The organism is Arenimonas sp. (genome assembly GCF_019459675.1).
Classification (GTDB): Bacteria; Pseudomonadota; Gammaproteobacteria; order Xanthomonadales; family Xanthomonadaceae; genus Arenimonas.
In genome coordinates this window covers 1-17,507 of sequence record NZ_JAIBFH010000183.1, presented here as the reverse complement: position 1 = coordinate 17,507, position 17,507 = coordinate 1, and the positions used below count along the sequence as shown (strand labels likewise).

Below are 17,507 nucleotides of genomic sequence, written 5' to 3'. Positions count from 1 at the left end.
GGTGGTTCCTGGGAGGGGTCTGGGGGGGGGGCGGGGGGGGGGGGGCCCGCCTGGGGGGGGGGGGGGGGGGCGGGGGGGGGTCTGGAGCATCCGGTGGCCAGCAGGGCTGCGCAGCAACAAAGCACAAGGGACGCGACGCGCATCGGGTTGCTCCTGAGGTGCCATCCGCAGCCCGTTCGCTGCGGGCCGGCCGAGCATAACACCTCGAAAAGCCATGCCCGGCCGCTGGGCGATGGCCGTCTTCGCGCCCATTTCTCGTGGTGTGGCGGACCGGAAAGACAGCCCATTGCCAGCTTGTTCGGGCCGAGATCGGGCAGGCTCCCCAGGCTCGCAGCAGTAGCCCGTTCGAGGCAATATGCACCCGCCTGTTCTGCCTGGAACCACGGAGCCCACCATGCTCATCCGACTGCACGTTGCTGCGCTCCTTCTGCTTCCGCTTGTGTCGCCGGCCCGGGCGGCCATCGTCCTGGAACCGGAACTGGCGCCGCGCATCGACGCGGTATTAGCCGAGTACGCCAAGCCCGGCTCGCCCGGCTGCGCCCTTGCCCTGTACGAGCGCGGGCGCGTGCTGCATGCCAAGGGCTACGGCCTGGCCAGCATCGAGCATGGCGTGGCCATCGATCCGCTCCGGACGGTATTCGACATCGGCTCCACATCCAAGCAGTTCACGGCCGCCAGCATCCTTTTGCTGGCGCAGGAAGGAAAGCTTTCGCTGGATGACAGCGTGCGCCAGTACGTACCCGAGCTGCCCGGCTATTTCGACCAGGTCACGCTGGACCATCTGCTGCGCCACACCGGCGGCGTGCGCGACTATATCGGCCTGCTGATGCTGGGCGGCATCAACGTCCAGGACCACACCACCGACGCGGACGCCCTGCATGCTATCGCACGCCAGAAGGCCCTGGATTTCGCGCCTGGCAGCGAGTTCAGCTACAGCAACTCCGGCTACTTCCTGCTGTCGCTGGTGGTGAAGAAGGCCAGCGGAAAATCCCTGCGTGAATTCGCGCAGGAGCGGTTCTTCACTCCGCTGGGCATGCAGCAGACGCGCATCCTCGACGACCACACCCTCGTGGTTCCCAATCGCGCGACGTCGTACGAGCCGGGTACGGAAGGAATCTGGGTATTATCGACGTCCGCCTGGGAACAGAACGGCGACGGCGCCGTGCAGACCACGGCGATGGACCTGGCCCTTTGGGACGCGAACTTCTACGAGCCCAAGGTCGGCGGCAGCGCCCTGATGGAACAGCTGCAGCAGGTGGGCAAGCTCAACGATGGCGAAGCGATCACCTATGCGCGCGGCCTGATCGTGGAGGACTACCGCGGATTGCGCTCGGTGTCGCATGGCGGCTCCTGGATGGGCTTCCGCTCTGAACTGCTGCGCTTCCCCGACAGCGGGATGGCGGTGGCGGCGCTGTGCAACGTGGGCTCCAGCGATCCTTCGTCGCTGGCGCGTGCCGTAGCCGACGTGGTGCTGGCGGGTCAGCTGGAGCCGGCAGCGAAGCCGGCGGCCGCCCCGGCAGACGCGAACCCACGGCCCGAGGCAACCGCCCAGGCCGCGATGTTCGACCCTGGCCGGTACACCGGCATCTACTACAGCCCGGCCGAGGCCCTCGTGCGACCCATTGAATTGCGCGACGGCAAGCTCTGGTACGTCCGGCAGCGGGGGCAGGACAGTGAACTGGCCTACGAGGGCGCGGACCGCTTCAACATGCTGGACGTGCCTTCGCCAGCCTCGCTGCAGTTCGGCACGGCCGAAAATGGCCAGAAGCGCATGACTTTCGAGATGGGCACACAGCGGATCGAGATGCGTCAGGTCGCCCGGTTCGAGCCCGATGCCCAACTGCTGGCAACGTTTGCCGGCCAGTACGAAAGCGTGGAGCTCGACACCCGCTGGACCCTGGCGATGGACGACGGCAAGCTGGTGGTGCAGCCGCGCCGCGGTGCCCCCGTGCCGCTGTCACCGGCTTTCGGCGATGCCTTCACGGGCATGGGCCTGCTGCGTTTCCAGCGGACTGCCGGCGGTGAAATCACCGGGTTCGCGGTCGACGTCGGGCGCGCACGCGGTATCTCCTTCAGCCGCGTCGGGGCAACGACCGCCGATTGACCCCACCCCCCGCAAAGCGCTGGCCTGAGGCCGGCGCCGGGCAAAAGAAAGGGCGGCCGGGGCCGCCTTCTCGCGTTGCCTGGCGCGAATCTCAGGCCAGGTGTTCGAGCACGTATTCGGCCGCGGAAACCTTGAACTCGCCGGGCGCCTCGACGTGCAGCTGCTTCACCACGCCGTCCTCGGCGTACAGGGCGAAGCGCTTGGCGCGCAGGCCCATGCCGAAGGCCGTGGCGTCGAGCTCCAGGCCCAGGGCCTGGGTGAAGGCGCCGTTGCCGTCGGCCAGCATGTGCACGCCTTCGGGCACGCCCTGGCTCTTGGCCCAGGCGTCCATCACGAAGGCGTCGTTCACCGACAGGCAGGCGACTTCGATGCCGCGCTTCTCGAACTCGCCGAGCTTGTCCGCGTAGCCGGGCAGGTGCTTGGCCGAACAGGTCGGGGTGAAGGCGCCTGGCACGGCGAACAGCACCACTTTCTTGCCGGCGAACAGTTCGTCGGTGTCGACGGCCTGTACGCCGTCCTTGAGGGTGTTGAGGGTGGCGTGCGGGATCTTGTCGCCGATCTGGATCGTCATCGCATGGCTCCGGGTCAGGGTGGGAACAGGGGGTCGAGTTTAACCGGCCTGCATGAACGCCGCGTGCGCTCGGGGCCTTAGCGGTCGGGTCCGTGGCGCCACGGCGGGCGTAAACTGTAGCCGCGGGGAACTCCCCGGGGCGTCCACTTGCCGAGGGTTTGCAATGCAGTTCAAGGATTATTACGACACGCTCGGGGTCGAGGCCACGGCCGGCGAGGCGGAGATCAAGACCGCCTACCGGCGCCTGGCCCGCAAGTACCACCCCGACGTCAGCAAGGAAGCCGGCGCCGAAGAGCGCTTCAAGGCCATCAACGAGGCCTATGAGGTGCTGCGCGACAAGGAAAAGCGCGCCGAATACGACCAGCTCAAGTCGCAGGGCTACCGCCCCGGCGAGGAGTTCCGGCCGCCGCCCGGCTTTGGCCAGGGCGGGCCGGGCAACGGCGGTTTCCAGTACCAGCAGGACTTCGGCCAGGGCGCCGGCTTCAGCGACTTCTTCGAATCCCTTTTTGGCGGCGGCCGTGGGCCGGGCCGGGCCCAGCCACAGCCCGCGGGAGACGTCCGCGCCAAGCTCGCCCTGCCGCTGGAGCTGGCCTACACGGGCGGTAAGCAGCGCATCAACGTCAATGGCCGCACGCTGGAAGTGAACGTGCCGGCCGGTATCGCGCCGGGGCAGGTGATCCGGCTGGCGGGGCAGGGGCATCGCGGCCCCGGTCGCAGCTCCGACCTGCTGCTGGAAGTGGACTACCGTCCGCACGGCGAGTTTGAAGTGGACGGCCGCAACATCCTCTACACGCTGCCGCTGGCGCCCTGGCAGGCCGCCTTGGGCGCCACCGTCAGCGTGCTGACCCTGGGCGGTGCGGTGGAGCTGCGCATACCGCCTGGTTCCGACACCGGCCGCAAACTGCGGCTGCGCGGCCGCGGCCTGCCGGGCAAACCCGCGCCGGGCGACCAGATCGTGGAGATTGAAGTGCGCGCGCCCAAGGCCGAGACCGAAGCCCAGAAAGCGCTCTATCGGCAGATGGCCGAGGCCTTCGACTTCGATCCCGCCAAGGCCTGACGGCGCCGCCATGAAAAAGGCCCGCTTGCGCGGGCCTTTTCCCTGATGCTGCGAAGCGATCAACCGGCGCTGAGCAGCCCGTTGATGACTTCAACCAGCTGGTTTTCGTTAAACGGCTTGGTGATGTAAGCCTTGGCGCCCTGGCGCATGCCCCACACCTTGTCGGTTTCCTGGTCCTTGGTGGTGACCAGCACGATCGGGATGTGCGAGGTGGTGGCGTCCTTGGAAATGGCGCGCGTGGCCTGGAACCCGTTGAGGTTGGGCATCACCACGTCCATCAGGATCAGGTCGGGCTTGTTGGCCTTCGCTGCTTCGAAACCGGCGGCACCATCTTCGGCCGTCAGGGCTTCGTGCCCCAGCTTTTCGACAATGCGCTTCATGCCCATGAGCTGGGACGGGGAATCATCAACAATCAGGATGCGTGCCATGAATGGGCCTCCAACAGGTAGGTGATTGTATGCCGGGGGGGAGGGCAAGGTGCAACCGGGGTCAGAATCGGACAACCGTTCGTCCGAAAGATTGTCCGGCCATCATGGCCGGGAAGACGTCCGGAAGGCCTTCCAGCGACGTTTCGCGGGTGCAGATGGCGTCCAGGTGGGCCGGCTTCCAGGGCCCGGCCAGGCGCTCCCAGACCTGGTCGCGCTGCCCGCGCGCCGTGCCGGCGGACGCGATACCCAGCAGGGACACGCCCCGGATGATGAAAGGCATCACCGTGGTGGACAGGCCCGGGCCGCCGGCCAGGCCGCAGCTGGCGATGTTGCCGTAGGGCTGGATGACGCGGGTGAGGGCGGCCAGCGCCGGATCGCCGACGTTGTCGATGGCGCCGGCCCAGCGGGCGTTTTCCAGCGGACGCAGCGCGCTGTCGAGCGTGTCGCGCGGGAAAACTTCCATTGCGCCGATGCCGCGCAGGAATCCGGCGTGCTCGGCCTTGCCCGAAATCGCGTGCGCCTGGTAGCCGGCGCGCGTCAGGATGTCCAGGGCCAGCATGCCCACGCCGCCGGTGGCGCCGGTGACCACCACCGGGCCCATGTCGGGCGATTGGCCGTTTTGCTCCATGCGCAGCAGCGACAGGCCCGCAGTGAAGCCCGCCGTGCCCAGCACCATCGCCTCGCGCAGCGACAGGCCGGCGGGCAGCGCGATGGTCCACTCCGCCTGCAGGCGCACGTACTGCGAATAGCCGCCGTCGCGCGTTTCCGAAAGCCCGCTGCCGGTGCACAGCACGGCGTCGCCTTCCTTGAACCGCGGATCGCTGGAGGCCACCACGTGGCCGGCCACGTCGATGCCGCCCACCAGGGTGGGCTTGCGCAGGATCTTGCCCTGGCCGGTGCCGGCCAGCGCGTCCTTGAAGTTGACGCTGGAGTACGCCGCCTTGACCACCACTTCCCCGGGCATCAGGTCGTCCAGTGCGAGGGTTTCGACGCCGGCGCGATGGCCGCCGTCGGTGTGGATGCGGAAGCCTTGGAAGGTGGCGGGAACGGTCATGGGCACTCCTTCAAACAACCAGAGGCGCCCGAAGGCGCCTCTGGTCGGTCAATCCGGGTCGGATCAGTTCGCCTTGTGGATGGCGCGCTTGTCCACGGCCATGGCGGCGTCGTGGATGGCTTCCGACAGCGTCGGGTGGGCGTGGCAGATGCGCGCCAGGTCCTCGGCCGAACCGTGGAACTCCATCGCCAGCACGCCTTCGTGCACCAGCTCGGAAACGTTCACGCCCACCAGGTGCATGCCCAGGATGCGGTCGGTTTCCTCGTGCGCGATCACCTTCACGAAGCCGGCCGGTTCACCCATGGCGACGGCGCGGCCGACGGCGGCAAACGGGAAGCTGCCGGTCTTGAAGGGAATGCCTTCGGCCGTGAGCTCCTGCTCGTTCTTGCCCACCCAGGCAATTTCCGGCTCGGTGTAGATCACCCAGGGGATGGTGTCCAGGTTCACGTGGCCCGGCAGCCCGGCGATCAGTTCCGCCACGGCGATGCCTTCCTCGAAGCCCTTGTGGGCCAGCATCGGCCCGCGCACGCAGTCGCCCACGGCCCAGATGCCGTCCACGCCGGTGTGGCAGTGTTCGTCCACTTCGATCTGGCCGCGGTCGTTGATCTTCACGCCGGTGCCTTCGGCCAGCAGGCCCTTGGACGCGGCCTTGCGGCCCACGGCCACCAGCAGCTTGTCCACCACCAGCGAATGGTCCGCCTTGCCGTCGTTGTAGGTGAGGTGGACTTCGCTCTTCTTGATCTCGGCCTTGCTGACCTTGGCGCCCAGCTTGATGTCCAGGCCCTGCTTCTTGAATTCCTTCAGTGCCACCTTGGCGGCCTCGGCGTCCACGGCAGCCAGGAACTGCGGCATGGCTTCGAGGATGGTGACCTCGGCGCCCAGGCGCTTCCAGACGCTGCCCAGCTCCAGGCCGATGACGCCCGCGCCGATCACGCCGAAACGCTTGGGCACTTCGGTGAAATCAAGCGCACCGACGTTGTCGACGATGTGCTTGCCGTCGAACTTGGCGAACGGCAGCTCGATCGAATCCGAGCCCGCGGCGATGATGATGCTCTTGCCCACCAGCTCCACTTCGCTGCCGTCGTGCTGCTTCACCTTGACCACCTTGCCGGGCTGCAGCTGGCCGAAGCCGTAGTAGGCGGTGATCTTGTTGGCCTTGAACAGCGACGCGATGCCGCCGGTGAACTGCTTCACGATCTTGTCCTTTCGGCCAATCATCGTGCCCACGTCCATCGTGGCGCCGGTGGTGGAAATGCCGTGGTCGGCGAACTGGTGCTGCAGGTTCCAGTACTGGCGCGAGGAGTCCAGCAGCGCCTTGGACGGAATGCAGCCGATGCGCAGGCAGGTGCCGCCCAGCGCCGGCTTGCCGTCTTTGCCCAGCGCGGCGTCGATGCAGGCGACCTTCATGCCCAGCTGCGCGGCGCGGATGGCGGCGTGGTATCCGGCGGGGCCGGCACCAATCACTACGACGTCGTATTGCTCAGACATTTTCGATTCCTTGCTTACAGGCCAAGCAGCATGCGGTGCGGATTCTCGAGCTGGTTCTTGATGTCCACCAGGAACAGCACCGCGTCCTTGCCGTCGATGACGCGATGGTCGTACGACAGCGCGATGTACATCATCGGCGCAATCACCACCTGGCCGTTGTCGGCGATCGGACGCTCCTTGATGGCGTGCATGCCCAGGATGGCCGACTGCGGCGGGTTGACGATGGGCGTGGACATCAGCGAGCCGAAGGTGCCGCCGTTGGTGATGGTGAAGGTGCCGCCCTGCAGGTCTTCAAGCTTCAGGCCGCCCTCGCGGGCCGCCTTGGCGTAGCCGGCGATGGAGCCTTCGATGTCGGCGAACGACATGTTCTCGACGTTGCGCAGCACCGGCGTCACCAGGCCCTTTTCGGTGGCAACGGCGATCGAGATGTCGGCATAGCCGTGGTAGATGACGTCGGTGCCGTCCACCGAAGCGTTGACGGCGGGGTACTTCTGCAGCGCGTTCGCGGCGGCCTTGGCGAAGAAGCTCATGAAGCCGAGCTTGATGCCGTTGGCCTTCTCGAAGCCTTCGCCCAGCTCCTTGCGCATCGCCATCACCTTGGACAGGTTGACTTCGTTGAACGAGGTCAACATGGCGATGGAGTTCTTGGACAGCATCATGCGCTCGGCGATGCGCTGGCGGATGCGGGTCATCGGCACGCGCTGCTCGGGGCGGGCGCCGCCGCCGACCTTGATGTGGTTGACCACGTCTTCCTTGGTGACGCGGCCGGCGCGGCCGGTGCCGGCAACGTCGGCCGGATTCACGTCGTTGCGCGCGGCGTGGGCCGCGGCGCCCGGCGGCAGCTCGCTGGCACCCGCCTTGGCAGCGGGGGCGGCAGCCTTGGCCGGCTCGCTCTTGGCCGGGGCTTCGGCCTTGGCGGCGGCAGGCGCCGCGGCTTTCGCCGGCTCGGCGGCAACGGCGCCCTCCTCGATGATCGCGACTACCTGCTGGCTGGTGACGGTGTCACCGGCCTGGAACTTGAGTTCCTTTAGCACGCCGTCCACCGGCGACGGTACTTCCAGCACCACCTTGTCAGTTTCCAGGTCGAGCAGGTTCTCGTCGCGGCGCACGCTGTCGCCGGCCTTCTTGTGCCAGGTGGCAATGGTGGCGTCGGAAACGGATTCCGGAAGAACCGGTACTTTGACTTCGATGCTCATGGACGACGTCCTGTGGCTTGGCTGCGGTTATTCAGCGGTTTGGGTGTTGGGCGGATTGACGAGGGCATCCTCGATCAACCGGGCCTGTTCTTCGATGTGCGTGTTGGCGTGGCCGGCGGCCGGCGAAGCCGAGCGCGCGCGCCCGGCGTAGCTCAGCGACTGGCCCTTGCCCAGGCAGTGGTCGAGGTGGTGGCGGATCTGGTACCAGGCGCCCTGGTTCATCGGCTCTTCCTGGCACCACACCACTTCCTTGGCACCCGACAGCCGCTTGAGTTCGGCCGCCAGCTCGGGGCGCGGGAAGGGATAGAGCTGCTCGATGCGGACGATGGCCACGTCGGTGACCTTCTTCGCCTCGGCGGCTTCCACCAGGTCGTAGTAGACCTTGCCGCCGCAGACCACCACGCGGCGGACGTTCTTGGCGTCCTGGGTGATGCGGTCCGGGATGAGGGTCTGGAAGCCGCCGCCGGTGAGGGTGTCGAGCCTGGACACCGACAGCTTGTTGCGCAGCATCGACTTGGGCGTCATCACCACCAGCGGCTTGCGGGTGGCGCGCAGCATCTGCCGGCGCAGCATGTGGAACATCTGCGCAGGCGTGGTGGGCGTGCAGACCTGGATGTTGTCCAGCGCGCACATCTGCAGGAAGCGCTCCAGGCGCGCCGAGCTGTGTTCCGGGCCCTGGCCTTCGTAGCCGTGGGGCAGGAACAGCACCAGGCCGCACAGGCGGTCCCACTTGGATTCACCCGAGGTGATGAACTGGTCGATGACCACCTGGGCGCCGTTGGCGAAATCGCCGAACTGGCCTTCCCAGATGTTCAGCGTGCCCGGCTCGGCGGTGGAGTAGCCGTATTCGAACGCCATCACCGCTTCCTCGCTCAGCAGCGAGTCGATGATCATCACGTGTTCGGGGTTGGCGGCCAGCTGGCGCAGCGGCAGGAACGATTCACCCTTGTCCTGGTCATGCAGCACCGCGTGGCGGTGGAAGAACGTGCCGCGACCGGCGTCCTGGCCCACCAGGCGAAGCTTGTAGCCTTCGGCGATCAGGCTGGCGTAGGCCAGGTTTTCGGCGAAGCCCCAGTCCATGGCCAGTTCATCGGCCAGCATTTTCTGCCGGTCTTCATAGATCTTGGCCACGCGCGGGTGCAGCGTGAGCGTGGCGGGCAGGGTGTTGATGTTGGTGGCCAGCGCGTCCAGCGCCGGGCGCGCCACGCGCGTGTCCACCGCATCCGACAGCTTGCCCTTGAGCCAGGGCGTCCAGTCGACGGCGAACGGGTCGGGCCCGACCGTGGCCAGCTCGGTGGTGACGTCGCCCTTGTCCAGGCGGTCGCGGTAGGCGTCCACCAGGGCCTTGGCACCGGCGGCATCCAGCACGCCGTCGGCGGCCAGGCGCTCGGCGTAAAGCTCGCGCGTGGTCTTGCGGGCGCGGATGTTCTTGTACATCAGCGGCTGGGTGGCCGCGGGCTCGTCGGCTTCGTTGTGGCCGTGGCGGCGGTAGCACACCAGGTCGATCACCACGTCGCGCTGGAACTGCTTGCGGAAGTCGAACGCCAGCTGGGCGCAGAAAGCGACCGCTTCCGGATCGTCGCCGTTCACGTGCAGCACCGGGGCGCCGATGATCTTGGCCGGGTCGGTGCAGTAGAAGGTGGAGCGCGCGTCGTCCTGGCGGCTGATGGTGAAGCCGACCTGGTTGTTGATGACGATGTGCACCGTGCCGCCGACCGCGAACCCGCGCGCCTGCGACATCTGGAACAGCTCCATGATCACGCCCTGGCCCGCGAACGCCGCGTCGCCGTGGATCAGCACCGGCAGCACCTGCTGGCGCTTGCCGTCGTCGCGGCGCATCTGGCGTGCGCGCACCGAGCCGGCAACCACCGGGTCGACGATTTCAAGATGCGACGGGTTGAACGCCAGCGCCAGGTGCACCGGGCCGCCCGGGGTGGCGATGTCGGAGGAGTAGCCCATGTGGTACTTCACGTCGCCCGAGTGCGCCGGGTCGTCGTTGTGCTCGAACTGGCCGCGGAATTCGTTGAACAGCTTGTGCGGCGGCTTGCCCATCGTGTTGATGAGCACGTTGAGGCGGCCGCGGTGGGCCATGCCGATCACCACGTCCTTGACGCCGTCGCTGCCGCCGCGGCGGATCAGCGTGTCCATCAGCGGGATCAGCGAATCGCCGCCTTCCAGCGAGAAGCGCTTCTGGCCCACGAAGGCGGTGTGCAGGTAGCGCTCGAGGCCCTCGGCGGCGGTCAGGCGTTCCAGCAGGCGCTTGCGGTCGTCGGCGGCGAAGCCGTACTTGCCGGCCGCGCCTTCCAGGCGCTGCTGCATCCACCGGCGCTGGGTGGCGTCGGAGATATGCATGAACTCGGCACCGATGCTGCCCGAGTAGGACGCGCGCAGCTTGGCCAGCAGGTCGCGCAGCTTGAGCTTCTTTTCGGGGAACCAGCTGTCGACCGTGAATTCCTGGTCGAGGTCGGCATTGCCCAGCCCGTGGAAGGGCAGGTCCAGGTCGGGGGCGTCCTGCTTGGCCATCATGCCCAGCGGGTCGAGGTTGGCGCCCAGGTGGCCGCGCGAGCGGTAGGCGGTGACCATCTTGCCTACGGCGGACTGCTTGCGGGCGGCCTCGTCGTCCATCGGACCGGCCTGTGCACCCGCCTTGGCGGCGGCCTGCACGCTGGCCATGACGGCCGAATGCGGCACGTCGCCGGCCTCGCGGCCCTTGAAGCCGTCGAAATAGGCTTTCCAGGCCGGGGACACGCTTTCGGCGTCGACCAGGTACTGCTCGTACAGGTCTTCGATAAAGGCGGCGTTTCCGCCGGCAAGCTGAGAGGTCTGCTTGAACTGCTTGATCAGACTGTCCACGACCCTGGCCTGGCCCACTACGGAGCCGTAAGTGATTGATGGAATGGGATGTCGGGCTGCCGCCAAGGCATGGCGACAAGGCCGCTGATTATAGCCGGCACGGTCGGTCTTTTAGAACCCGAGCCGACGGCTCCGGGTCGGCTGGCGCTCAGACTTTGGTCGGGTGTCGCCGCTGCACCAGCCCGTTGGCCGCGCCATCCGCCGGGCGCGGGCAGGCTCAGATGCCCAGCGCACGAAGCTCGGTGCAGGCGCGCGAACGCTCCCAGACCCGGCCGAAGTGGTCGGACAGTTGGCGGTTCCGGGACGGCAGGGCCGGGCTCCAGTCGCCCTCGAAGCGGGTGCCAATGCCCCGGAACAGGTAGCCGTCGCGGTCGTTGACCAGGAAGGCGGACGGATCCTGCAGGTCCACGGCGTCCACGGGCGTGCGGAACTGGAACACCGAGGTCATGCGCTGGGCCAGCGTGAGCAGGGGATGGATGGCGCCCTGCGCCGCCGCCGGGTCCTGCAGGATCAGCTGCACGATGCCGCCGCGGCCGGCGATGGCGAACTGGCGGAAAGCGTCCAGCACCTCGGGCTGCGCGTAAAGCACCGGCTCGAGGTCGCGGCTGTAGAGCCGGATCTCGCGACGCGCGCCCTGCACCAGCGCGATGGTGGCGGCCGTGGCTTCGTGCAGGCTGCTGAAATCCTGCAGCGGCTGGGACGGCCCGCGCGGGCGGGCGGTGACGCGGCCTTCGCTGGACATCGGCTGCAGCGTGCGGCGCATGGCCTGGTGTTCGATGCCGGCCTCCATGAAGCGCGGCCCGTAGGGCTCAAAGCCATGGCGGGCGTAGAAGCTCTCGGCGCTGACCTGGGCGTTGAGGCTGACTTCGGTCCAGCCCTGGGTGCGGGCCTGGTCGATCAGTGCCACCAGCAGGGCATCGCCGACGCCGCGGCCGCGCCACTCGCGCAGCACGGCCATGCGGCCGATCTTGTGTTCCGGGGTCAAACGGCCGGTGCCGATGGGCCGGTTCTGCAGATCCCGGGCGATCACGTGGCGGCAGTGCGGGTCCAGTTCATCCCACTCTTCCTCGATGGGCACCTGCTGTTCGGCGACGAACACCGTTTCGCGCACGTGGCGCAACTGCTCCAGGTCGGCATGGTAGTCGGCGGGGTCCACGCGGAAATCGGAGGGGATCATGGCTTCACCGGCGGCGGCTGGGTTTCTCGACGTGATAGTGGCCCTGTGCCAGCAGCGCCTGCAAGGCCGTGCGGCCGTCGGCGTCCAGCGACGCCAGTGCCGCGGCGTCCAGCGCGTCGGCGCCGGCGAGCAGGCGGGCCGAGGCCGCGCCCATGGCAAAGCCCAGGCCGTTGGCATGCAGCCGGGCGCGCTTGCCTTCGCGCGCCCAGGCGTGGCGGGCATGCGGATGGCGCAGCAGGCGCCCGCCCTTGGCCAGCGTGTCGCCGGCCGCGTCCAGGGTGGGCGCACGCTTGGCCGGGGCCAGCTCGCCCGCCGAGCGGTACTGGGTGATGAACCGGCCGAACCAGCGCCGCATCGTGGCTTCGTCCAGCGCCTGCAGGCTGGCCAGCGCGGCGCGGACCCGGGCGAAGGCGGCCTCGTCGATCTCGGCCGGATCCGCGGGCAGGGTCAGGTCAGGGTCGGTATAGCGCGCTTCGTCGGGGATGGATGCGGCCAGCTCCTCGGCAAAATCCAGCAGCAGTTCGGCCTGCGACGGTGCCCGCATGCCGAACGAGAACGTCAGGCAGGCGTCCTGCGCCACGCCGTGGTGCGGCACGCCGGGCGGCAGGTACAGCATGTCGCCGGGGGCCAGCACCCAGTCGTGGTCGGGCGTGAACTCGCGCAGCAGCTTGAGCTCGACGTCATCGCGGAAGGCGGTGGGCGCGCCCGGGCGGCTGTCGATCTGCCAGCGGCGATGGCCATGGGCCTGCAGCAGGAAGACGTCGTACTGGTCCACATGCGCGCCCACCGACCCGCCCGGGGCGGCAAAGCTCACCATGATGTCGTCCAAGCGCCACGCCGGCAGGAAGCGGAAGGCGCCCAGCAGGGCGCGCACGTCCATGTCCCACTTGTCCACGTCCTGCACCAGCAGGGTCCAGTCCTGCTTGGGCAGCCTGGGGAACGATTCCTCGGCGAACGGGCCGTTGCGCAGCTCCCAACGGTCGCGCTTGCGGTCGTGCAGCACCACGCGCGACAGCGCCGCCTCTTCGCAGGCCAGGCCGGCCAGGTCCTCGGGCGTGATCGGCGAGACAAAGCCGGGGAAGGCGTTGCGCACCAGCAGCGGGCGCTTCTGCCAGTAATCGCGCAGGAAAACCCCGGGTGCCATGCCCAGCGGCGGCGCTCCGGAACCGTCGACCTCGATCGCAAACTGGGTCATGGCAGGTCAGACGTCCCGCGCCAGCCGCTCGGCCAGGCCAGCATAGCCGCCGGGCGTCAGCGCCAGCAGGCGGGCCTTGGCGTCGGCGGGCAGGTCCAGGCCGGAGATGAAGCGGCGCATCGACTCGGCGTTCATGCCCTGGCCGCGGGTGAGTTCCTTGAGCTGCTCGTAGGGGTTGGGCAGGCCGTAGCGGCGCATCACCGTCTGCACGGGCTCGGCCAGCACTTCCCACGCGGCGTCGAGGTCGGCGGCCAGGCGCTCGGGATTGGCGCTGAGCTTGCCCAGGCCACGCTGCAGCGAATCCATCGCCACCAGCGTGTGGCCAAACGCCGTGCCCAGTGCGCGCAGCACGGTGGAGTCGGTGAGGTCGCGCTGCCAGCGGCTGATCGGCAGCTTCTCGGAGAAGTGCGACAGCAGCGCGTTGGCCAGGCCGAAGTTGCCCTCGGCGTTCTCGAAATCAATCGGGTTGACCTTGTGCGGCATCGTGGAACTGCCCACTTCGCCGGCCTTCACCGCCTGCTTGAAGTAGCCCAGCGAGATGTAGCCCCAGACGTCGCGGCACAGGTCCACCAGCACCGTGTTGATGCGGCGCTGGGCGTCGCACAGCTCGGCGATGCCGTCGTGCGGTTCGATCTGGGTGGTGTAGGCGTTGAAATCCAGGCCCAGGGATTCGACGAAGCGCTGCGCCAGCGCCGGCCAGTCCACGTCGGGGTAGGCCACCACGTGGGCGTTGTAGTTGCCCACCGCGCCGTTGATCTTGCCGGGGAACTCGATGCCGTGCATCACCGCCACCTGGCGCTGCAGGCGCGCCACCACGTTGGCGATTTCCTTGCCCACGGTGGTGGGCGACGCGGTCTGGCCGTGCGTGCGCGACAGCATCGGCAGCGCGGCGTGTTCGTGCGCCATGGCGCGCAGCGTCTCCACCACGGCCCAGGTGCCGGGCGCCACCACGGTGGTGTAGGCCTCGTGCAGCATCAGGGCGTAGCTGAGGTTGTTGATGTCCTCGCTGGTGCAGGCGAAGTGCACGAATTCCAGCGCCGGACCCAGCTCGGCGTCGTCCTTCAGGCGTTCCTTGATGAAGTACTCCACCGCCTTGACGTCGTGGTTGGTGGTGCGTTCGATGTCCTTCACCCGCGCCGCGTCGGCCACGGCGAAGTTGGCCGCCAGTGCGCGCAGGCGCGCGGCGCCGGCATCGGAGAACGGCTTGAGCTCGACGATGCCCGGCTCGCCGGCCAGGGCCAGCAGCCACTCCACTTCCACCCGGACGCGGGCCTTCACTAGCCCGTACTCCGAGAAGATCGGCCGCAGGGCCTCGGCCTTGGCGGCGTAGCGGCCGTCCAGCGGGGACAGGGCGGTGAGGGCGAAATCGGACATGGGCGAGGCTCGGGAGGCGGATCGGAAGAAGCCACATTCTAACCGCTCCCTTCGCGGCCGGGACTTCAGCCCCACGGCTTTCGGTGCGTGCGTTTGACGCGGAAGTCCCGCCCGGAAGGTGAGGCGGTATGCTCGTTGCCGGACCCACAGGAGCACGCCATGGCCGCCAAACAACGCATTGAAAAGGACAGCCTGGGTGAACTGCAGGTGCCCGCCGAGGCGCTGTACGGCGCCCAGACCCAGCGTGCGGTGCAGAACTTCCCGGTCTCGGGCCTGCGCATGCCGCGCGGCTTCATCCGCGCGCTGGGCCTGGTGAAAGCCGCCTGCGCCGAGGCCAACGCCGGCCTGGGCCACTTGCCCAAGGGCGTGGCCGCCGCCATCCGCTCGGCCAGCCTGCAGGTGGCCGCCGGTGATCTGGACGGCCAGTTCCCGGTGGACGTGTTCCAGACCGGTTCGGGCACGTCCAGCAACATGAATGCCAATGAGGTGATTGCCAGCCTGGCCTCGCGCGGTGCGGGCAAGCCCGTGCACGCCAACGACCAGGTGAACATGGGCCAGAGCTCCAACGACGTGGTGCCCACGGCCATCCAGGTGGCCGCCGTGCTCGCCTGCCGCGAGCAGCTGCTGCCTGCGATAAAACACCTGCGCGCCACCCTCGACCGCCGTGCGAAGTCGCTCGGCAAGGTCACCAAGACCGGCCGGACCCACCTGATGGACGCCATGCCGCTGACCCTGGCGCAGGAGCTGGGCACGTGGTCGGCGCAGCTGGCGTCGGCCGCCGAGCGCATCGAGGACAGCCTCAAGCGCCTGCGCCGCCTGCCGATCGGCGGCACCGCGGTGGGCACCGGCATCAACGCCGATCCGCGCTTCGGGAAGCACGTGGCCGCGTCGCTGTCGAAGCTGTCGGGCACGAAGTTCGAGCAGGCCAGCAATCTGTTCGAGGGCATCGCCTCGCAGGATGCTTCGGTGGAGCTGTCGGGCCAGGTGAACGTACTGGCGGTGGCGCTGATGAAGATCGGCAACGACCTGCGCTGGATGAACTCCGGTCCGCTGGCGGGCCTGGGAGAGATCGAACTGCCGGCGCTGCAGCCGGGCAGCTCCATCATGCCCGGCAAGGTGAACCCGGTGGTGCCCGAGGCGCTGTGCATGGCCTGCGCGCAGGTGATGGGCAACCACGTGACGGTGACGGTGGCCGGCGCCAGCGGCAACTTCCAGCTCAACGTGATGCTGCCGGTGATCGCGCACAACCTGCTGCAGTCGATCGAACTGCTGGCGAACGGCTCGCGCCTGTTGGCCGACACGGCGATCGCGGGCTTCACCGTGCGCAACGAACGGCTGCGCGAGGCGCTGGACCGCAACCCGATCCTGGTGACGGCGCTCAATCCGGTGATTGGCTATGAAAAGGCCGCGGCCATCGCCAAACAGGCCTACCGGGAGGGCAGGGCGGTGCTGGACGTGGCCCGCGAAGCCACGGGCCTGCCGGAAAAAACGCTGCGGGCGCTGCTGGACCCCGCCGCCCTGGCCAAGGGCGGCATCCACGGCAAGCCCGGGGGCGGCGCCGGCTGAGTCCCTGCGAGCGGGTTCAATCCTCGGACGGCAGGTCCACCGCGCCGCGCACGTCGCGGTGGCTCACGTCGCCGCTGCCGATGCGGCGCACGCTCAGGCCTTCGCCGACGTCGGTGACGGTGACGTCGCCCGAGCCCACCGTGCCGATGCTGACACCGCCGTCCACCCCGGTGACCACCAGGTCGCCCGAGCCGACGGACTCCACGCGAAGGCTGCGGCCGACGGTGTGGATGGCCACGTCGCCCGAACCGATGTCGCCCACCGTCGCTTCGCCGCGCACGCCGCGGGCCTCGAAATCACTCGAGCCCACCGACAGCAGGTCCAGCGTGCCGCTGTCGGACGCAGTGACGTCACCCGAGCCCACCTTCACGCGCAGCAGGCCGGTGGCGCCGCGCACTTCCGCGTCGCCCGAGCCCACGTCCACCCGCACGTTGGGCTGGCCGGAAATCCAGGCATCGCCCGAACCCACCCGCACTTCGCAGTCCAGCGTGGCCGGCAGCTGCGCATCCAGCTGCAGATAGGCGTAGTTGGCCTTGAAGAAGATGCCGCTGGAATATCCGTCGCGCTCGGCGCGCACCACCAGCACGTCGCCCTGGCGCTCCTGGGTGAATGTGAGCTGCTCGAACAGCGCCGGATCGGAGGCACAGGCGCGGGCGGTGAAGCTGGCCTTGCCGTCGCGCGCAGGCGCAAGGCGCAGCTCGTGCGAGTTCACTTCGATGCGCACGCTGCGCACGCCGGCCAGGTCCAGGTCGAGCGACCGGGGCTGGGCGTGCTCGCAGTCGGCGGCGAAGGCGAGGGCGGGGGACAGCAGGGCCAGCAGGGCCAGGCGCTTCACGGCGTGGCTCCGTCGATGTCGTCGCCGCAATCCTGGATATCCTTCTCGTCCATGTTGGCGTAGGGCTTGAACTCCGGCACCAGTTCGGCGGCGGCACGCTGGGCCTCCAGCAGCGCCGGCAGGCGGTCGCAAAGGGCCTGGGCCGCCACCTTGATGGCGTCGGTCTGGGCCTTGATGCGCTCCTCCACCTGGGCCTGGTCGCCGCTGAGCGCGGCCTTGGCGGCTTCCTTCATGGCGGACGTGGCGATGGCGGCGCCCTGGATGCCCACGTCGGCACCGGCTTCGGCCACGCCGGCCAGCTGCGTGCGGTAGTCGAGCAGGCGCTGGCGCTGTTCGGGGGTGAGCGCGATGGTCTTGCCGTCGATGACCAGGTCGCCCTGGGGCGACAGCGAGGCGCTCGGCAGTCCTGGCACGCCTTCGCCGATGTCCAGGTTCTGGGTGGCCATTTCTTCGCGGATGCCGTCGCGGGCTTTCTGCGCGATGCCGTCCCAGCCGGTCTTGGCGTCGTCGGCCTGCTTGTCGCCGCCGCAGGCCGCCAGGCCCAGCGACGACAGCGCGAACAGCGCGGGGGCGATAGTCTTGATGTTGATGTGCTGCTCCTGTCGCGGG

14 protein-coding genes are annotated in these 17,507 nt (G+C 68.5%); 3 read left to right on the top strand and 11 right to left on the bottom strand.

The annotated features are described in order from the left end of the window. Positions 1-394 precede the first annotated feature (394 nt). On the top strand, positions 395-2,104 hold the full coding sequence (locus K0M70_RS06450) for a serine hydrolase domain-containing protein (protein ID WP_290780788.1): 1,710 nt from the start codon (positions 395-397) through the stop codon (positions 2,102-2,104). A gap of 91 nt (positions 2,105-2,195) precedes the next feature. Here K0M70_RS06450 and K0M70_RS06445 read toward each other — a convergent pair whose 3' ends face one another. Beyond that, positions 2,196-2,675, bottom strand: a complete 480-nt coding sequence (locus tag K0M70_RS06445; protein WP_290780787.1) for a peroxiredoxin — start codon at positions 2,673-2,675, stop codon at positions 2,196-2,198. Between the two features lie 163 nt (positions 2,676-2,838). Between K0M70_RS06445 and K0M70_RS06440 the strand changes: the two genes are divergently transcribed. After that, positions 2,839-3,732, top strand: coding sequence for a DnaJ C-terminal domain-containing protein (locus tag K0M70_RS06440; protein ID WP_290780786.1), 894 nt, complete (start codon positions 2,839-2,841; stop codon positions 3,730-3,732). A gap of 59 nt (positions 3,733-3,791) precedes the next feature. Here K0M70_RS06440 and K0M70_RS06435 read toward each other — a convergent pair whose 3' ends face one another. The 8 genes from K0M70_RS06435 to purB all read right to left on the bottom strand — a co-directional run bounded on the left by K0M70_RS06435 (position 3,792) and on the right by purB (position 14,497). After that, the gene (locus tag K0M70_RS06435; protein WP_290780785.1) at positions 3,792-4,160 is read right to left on the bottom strand and encodes a response regulator; all 369 of its coding nucleotides are present in this window, start codon (positions 4,158-4,160) and stop codon (positions 3,792-3,794) included. 61 nt (positions 4,161-4,221) lie between these two features. Further along, positions 4,222-5,214 carry an acryloyl-CoA reductase gene (locus tag K0M70_RS06430; RefSeq protein ID WP_290780784.1) on the bottom strand — a complete coding sequence of 331 codons (993 nt, stop codon included), beginning with the start codon at positions 5,212-5,214 and terminating at the stop codon, positions 4,222-4,224. A 63-nt stretch (positions 5,215-5,277) separates the two neighbouring features. Then, positions 5,278-6,702 (bottom strand): dihydrolipoyl dehydrogenase, encoded by a 1,425-nt coding sequence (gene lpdA / locus K0M70_RS06425; RefSeq protein WP_290780783.1) that lies wholly within the window; start codon positions 6,700-6,702, stop codon positions 5,278-5,280. A gap of 14 nt (positions 6,703-6,716) precedes the next feature. Next, on the bottom strand, positions 6,717-7,898 hold the full coding sequence (gene sucB, locus K0M70_RS06420) for a dihydrolipoyllysine-residue succinyltransferase (protein ID WP_290780781.1): 1,182 nt from the start codon (positions 7,896-7,898) through the stop codon (positions 6,717-6,719). 27 nt (positions 7,899-7,925) lie between these two features. Next, on the bottom strand, positions 7,926-10,751 hold the full coding sequence (locus K0M70_RS06415) for a 2-oxoglutarate dehydrogenase E1 component (protein ID WP_290780780.1): 2,826 nt from the start codon (positions 10,749-10,751) through the stop codon (positions 7,926-7,928). Between the two features lie 217 nt (positions 10,752-10,968). After that, on the bottom strand, positions 10,969-11,928 hold the full coding sequence (locus tag K0M70_RS06410; RefSeq protein WP_290780779.1) for a GNAT family N-acetyltransferase: 960 nt from the start codon (positions 11,926-11,928) through the stop codon (positions 10,969-10,971). Between the two features lie 4 nt (positions 11,929-11,932). Further along, positions 11,933-13,123, bottom strand: coding sequence for a cupin domain-containing protein (locus tag K0M70_RS06405; RefSeq protein WP_290780778.1), 1,191 nt, complete (start codon positions 13,121-13,123; stop codon positions 11,933-11,935). 6 nt (positions 13,124-13,129) lie between these two features. Then, the gene (gene purB / locus K0M70_RS06400) at positions 13,130-14,497 is read right to left on the bottom strand and encodes an adenylosuccinate lyase (RefSeq protein WP_290780777.1); all 1,368 of its coding nucleotides are present in this window, start codon (positions 14,495-14,497) and stop codon (positions 13,130-13,132) included. Positions 14,498-14,656: 159 nt separating this feature from the next. Here purB and K0M70_RS06395 point away from each other — a divergent pair, with 159 nt between their 5' ends. Continuing rightward, entirely contained in the window at positions 14,657-16,063 is a 1,407-nt protein-coding gene (locus K0M70_RS06395; RefSeq protein WP_290780776.1) for a class II fumarate hydratase, read from the top strand. A 16-nt stretch (positions 16,064-16,079) separates the two neighbouring features. Here the strand turns inward: K0M70_RS06395 and K0M70_RS06390 are convergent, their stop codons facing one another. Both K0M70_RS06390 and K0M70_RS06385 read right to left on the bottom strand, forming a co-directional pair. Continuing rightward, complete coding sequence (locus tag K0M70_RS06390) at positions 16,080-16,898, bottom strand: hypothetical protein (RefSeq protein ID WP_290780775.1); 819 nt, start codon at positions 16,896-16,898, stop codon at positions 16,080-16,082. Next, positions 16,895-17,507, bottom strand: a 613-nt coding sequence (locus tag K0M70_RS06385) for a hypothetical protein (protein ID WP_343211194.1), incomplete at its 5' end; no start/stop codon positions are given. The genes K0M70_RS06385 and K0M70_RS06390, both read right to left, overlap by 4 nt.

Excerpts from the sequence above, each read along its gene's own strand:
- K0M70_RS06450 (WP_290780788.1), top strand. The coding sequence starts at position 395 with ATGCTCATCCGACTGCACGTTGCTGCGCTCCTTCTGCTTCCGCTTGTG.
- K0M70_RS06445 (WP_290780787.1), bottom strand. The coding sequence starts at position 2,675 with ATGACGATCCAGATCGGCGACAAGATCCCGCACGCCACCCTCAACACC.
- K0M70_RS06440 (WP_290780786.1), top strand. The coding sequence starts at position 2,839 with ATGCAGTTCAAGGATTATTACGACACGCTCGGGGTCGAGGCCACGGCC.
- K0M70_RS06435 (WP_290780785.1), bottom strand. The coding sequence starts at position 4,160 with ATGGCACGCATCCTGATTGTTGATGATTCCCCGTCCCAGCTCATGGGC.
- K0M70_RS06430 (WP_290780784.1), bottom strand. The coding sequence starts at position 5,214 with ATGACCGTTCCCGCCACCTTCCAAGGCTTCCGCATCCACACCGACGGC.
- lpdA (WP_290780783.1), bottom strand. The coding sequence starts at position 6,702 with ATGTCTGAGCAATACGACGTCGTAGTGATTGGTGCCGGCCCCGCCGGA.
- sucB (WP_290780781.1), bottom strand. The coding sequence starts at position 7,898 with ATGAGCATCGAAGTCAAAGTACCGGTTCTTCCGGAATCCGTTTCCGAC.
- K0M70_RS06410 (WP_290780779.1), bottom strand. The coding sequence starts at position 11,928 with ATGATCCCCTCCGATTTCCGCGTGGACCCCGCCGACTACCATGCCGAC.
- K0M70_RS06405 (WP_290780778.1), bottom strand. The coding sequence starts at position 13,123 with ATGACCCAGTTTGCGATCGAGGTCGACGGTTCCGGAGCGCCGCCGCTG.
- purB (WP_290780777.1), bottom strand. The coding sequence starts at position 14,497 with ATGTCCGATTTCGCCCTCACCGCCCTGTCCCCGCTGGACGGCCGCTAC.
- K0M70_RS06395 (WP_290780776.1), top strand. The coding sequence starts at position 14,657 with ATGGCCGCCAAACAACGCATTGAAAAGGACAGCCTGGGTGAACTGCAG.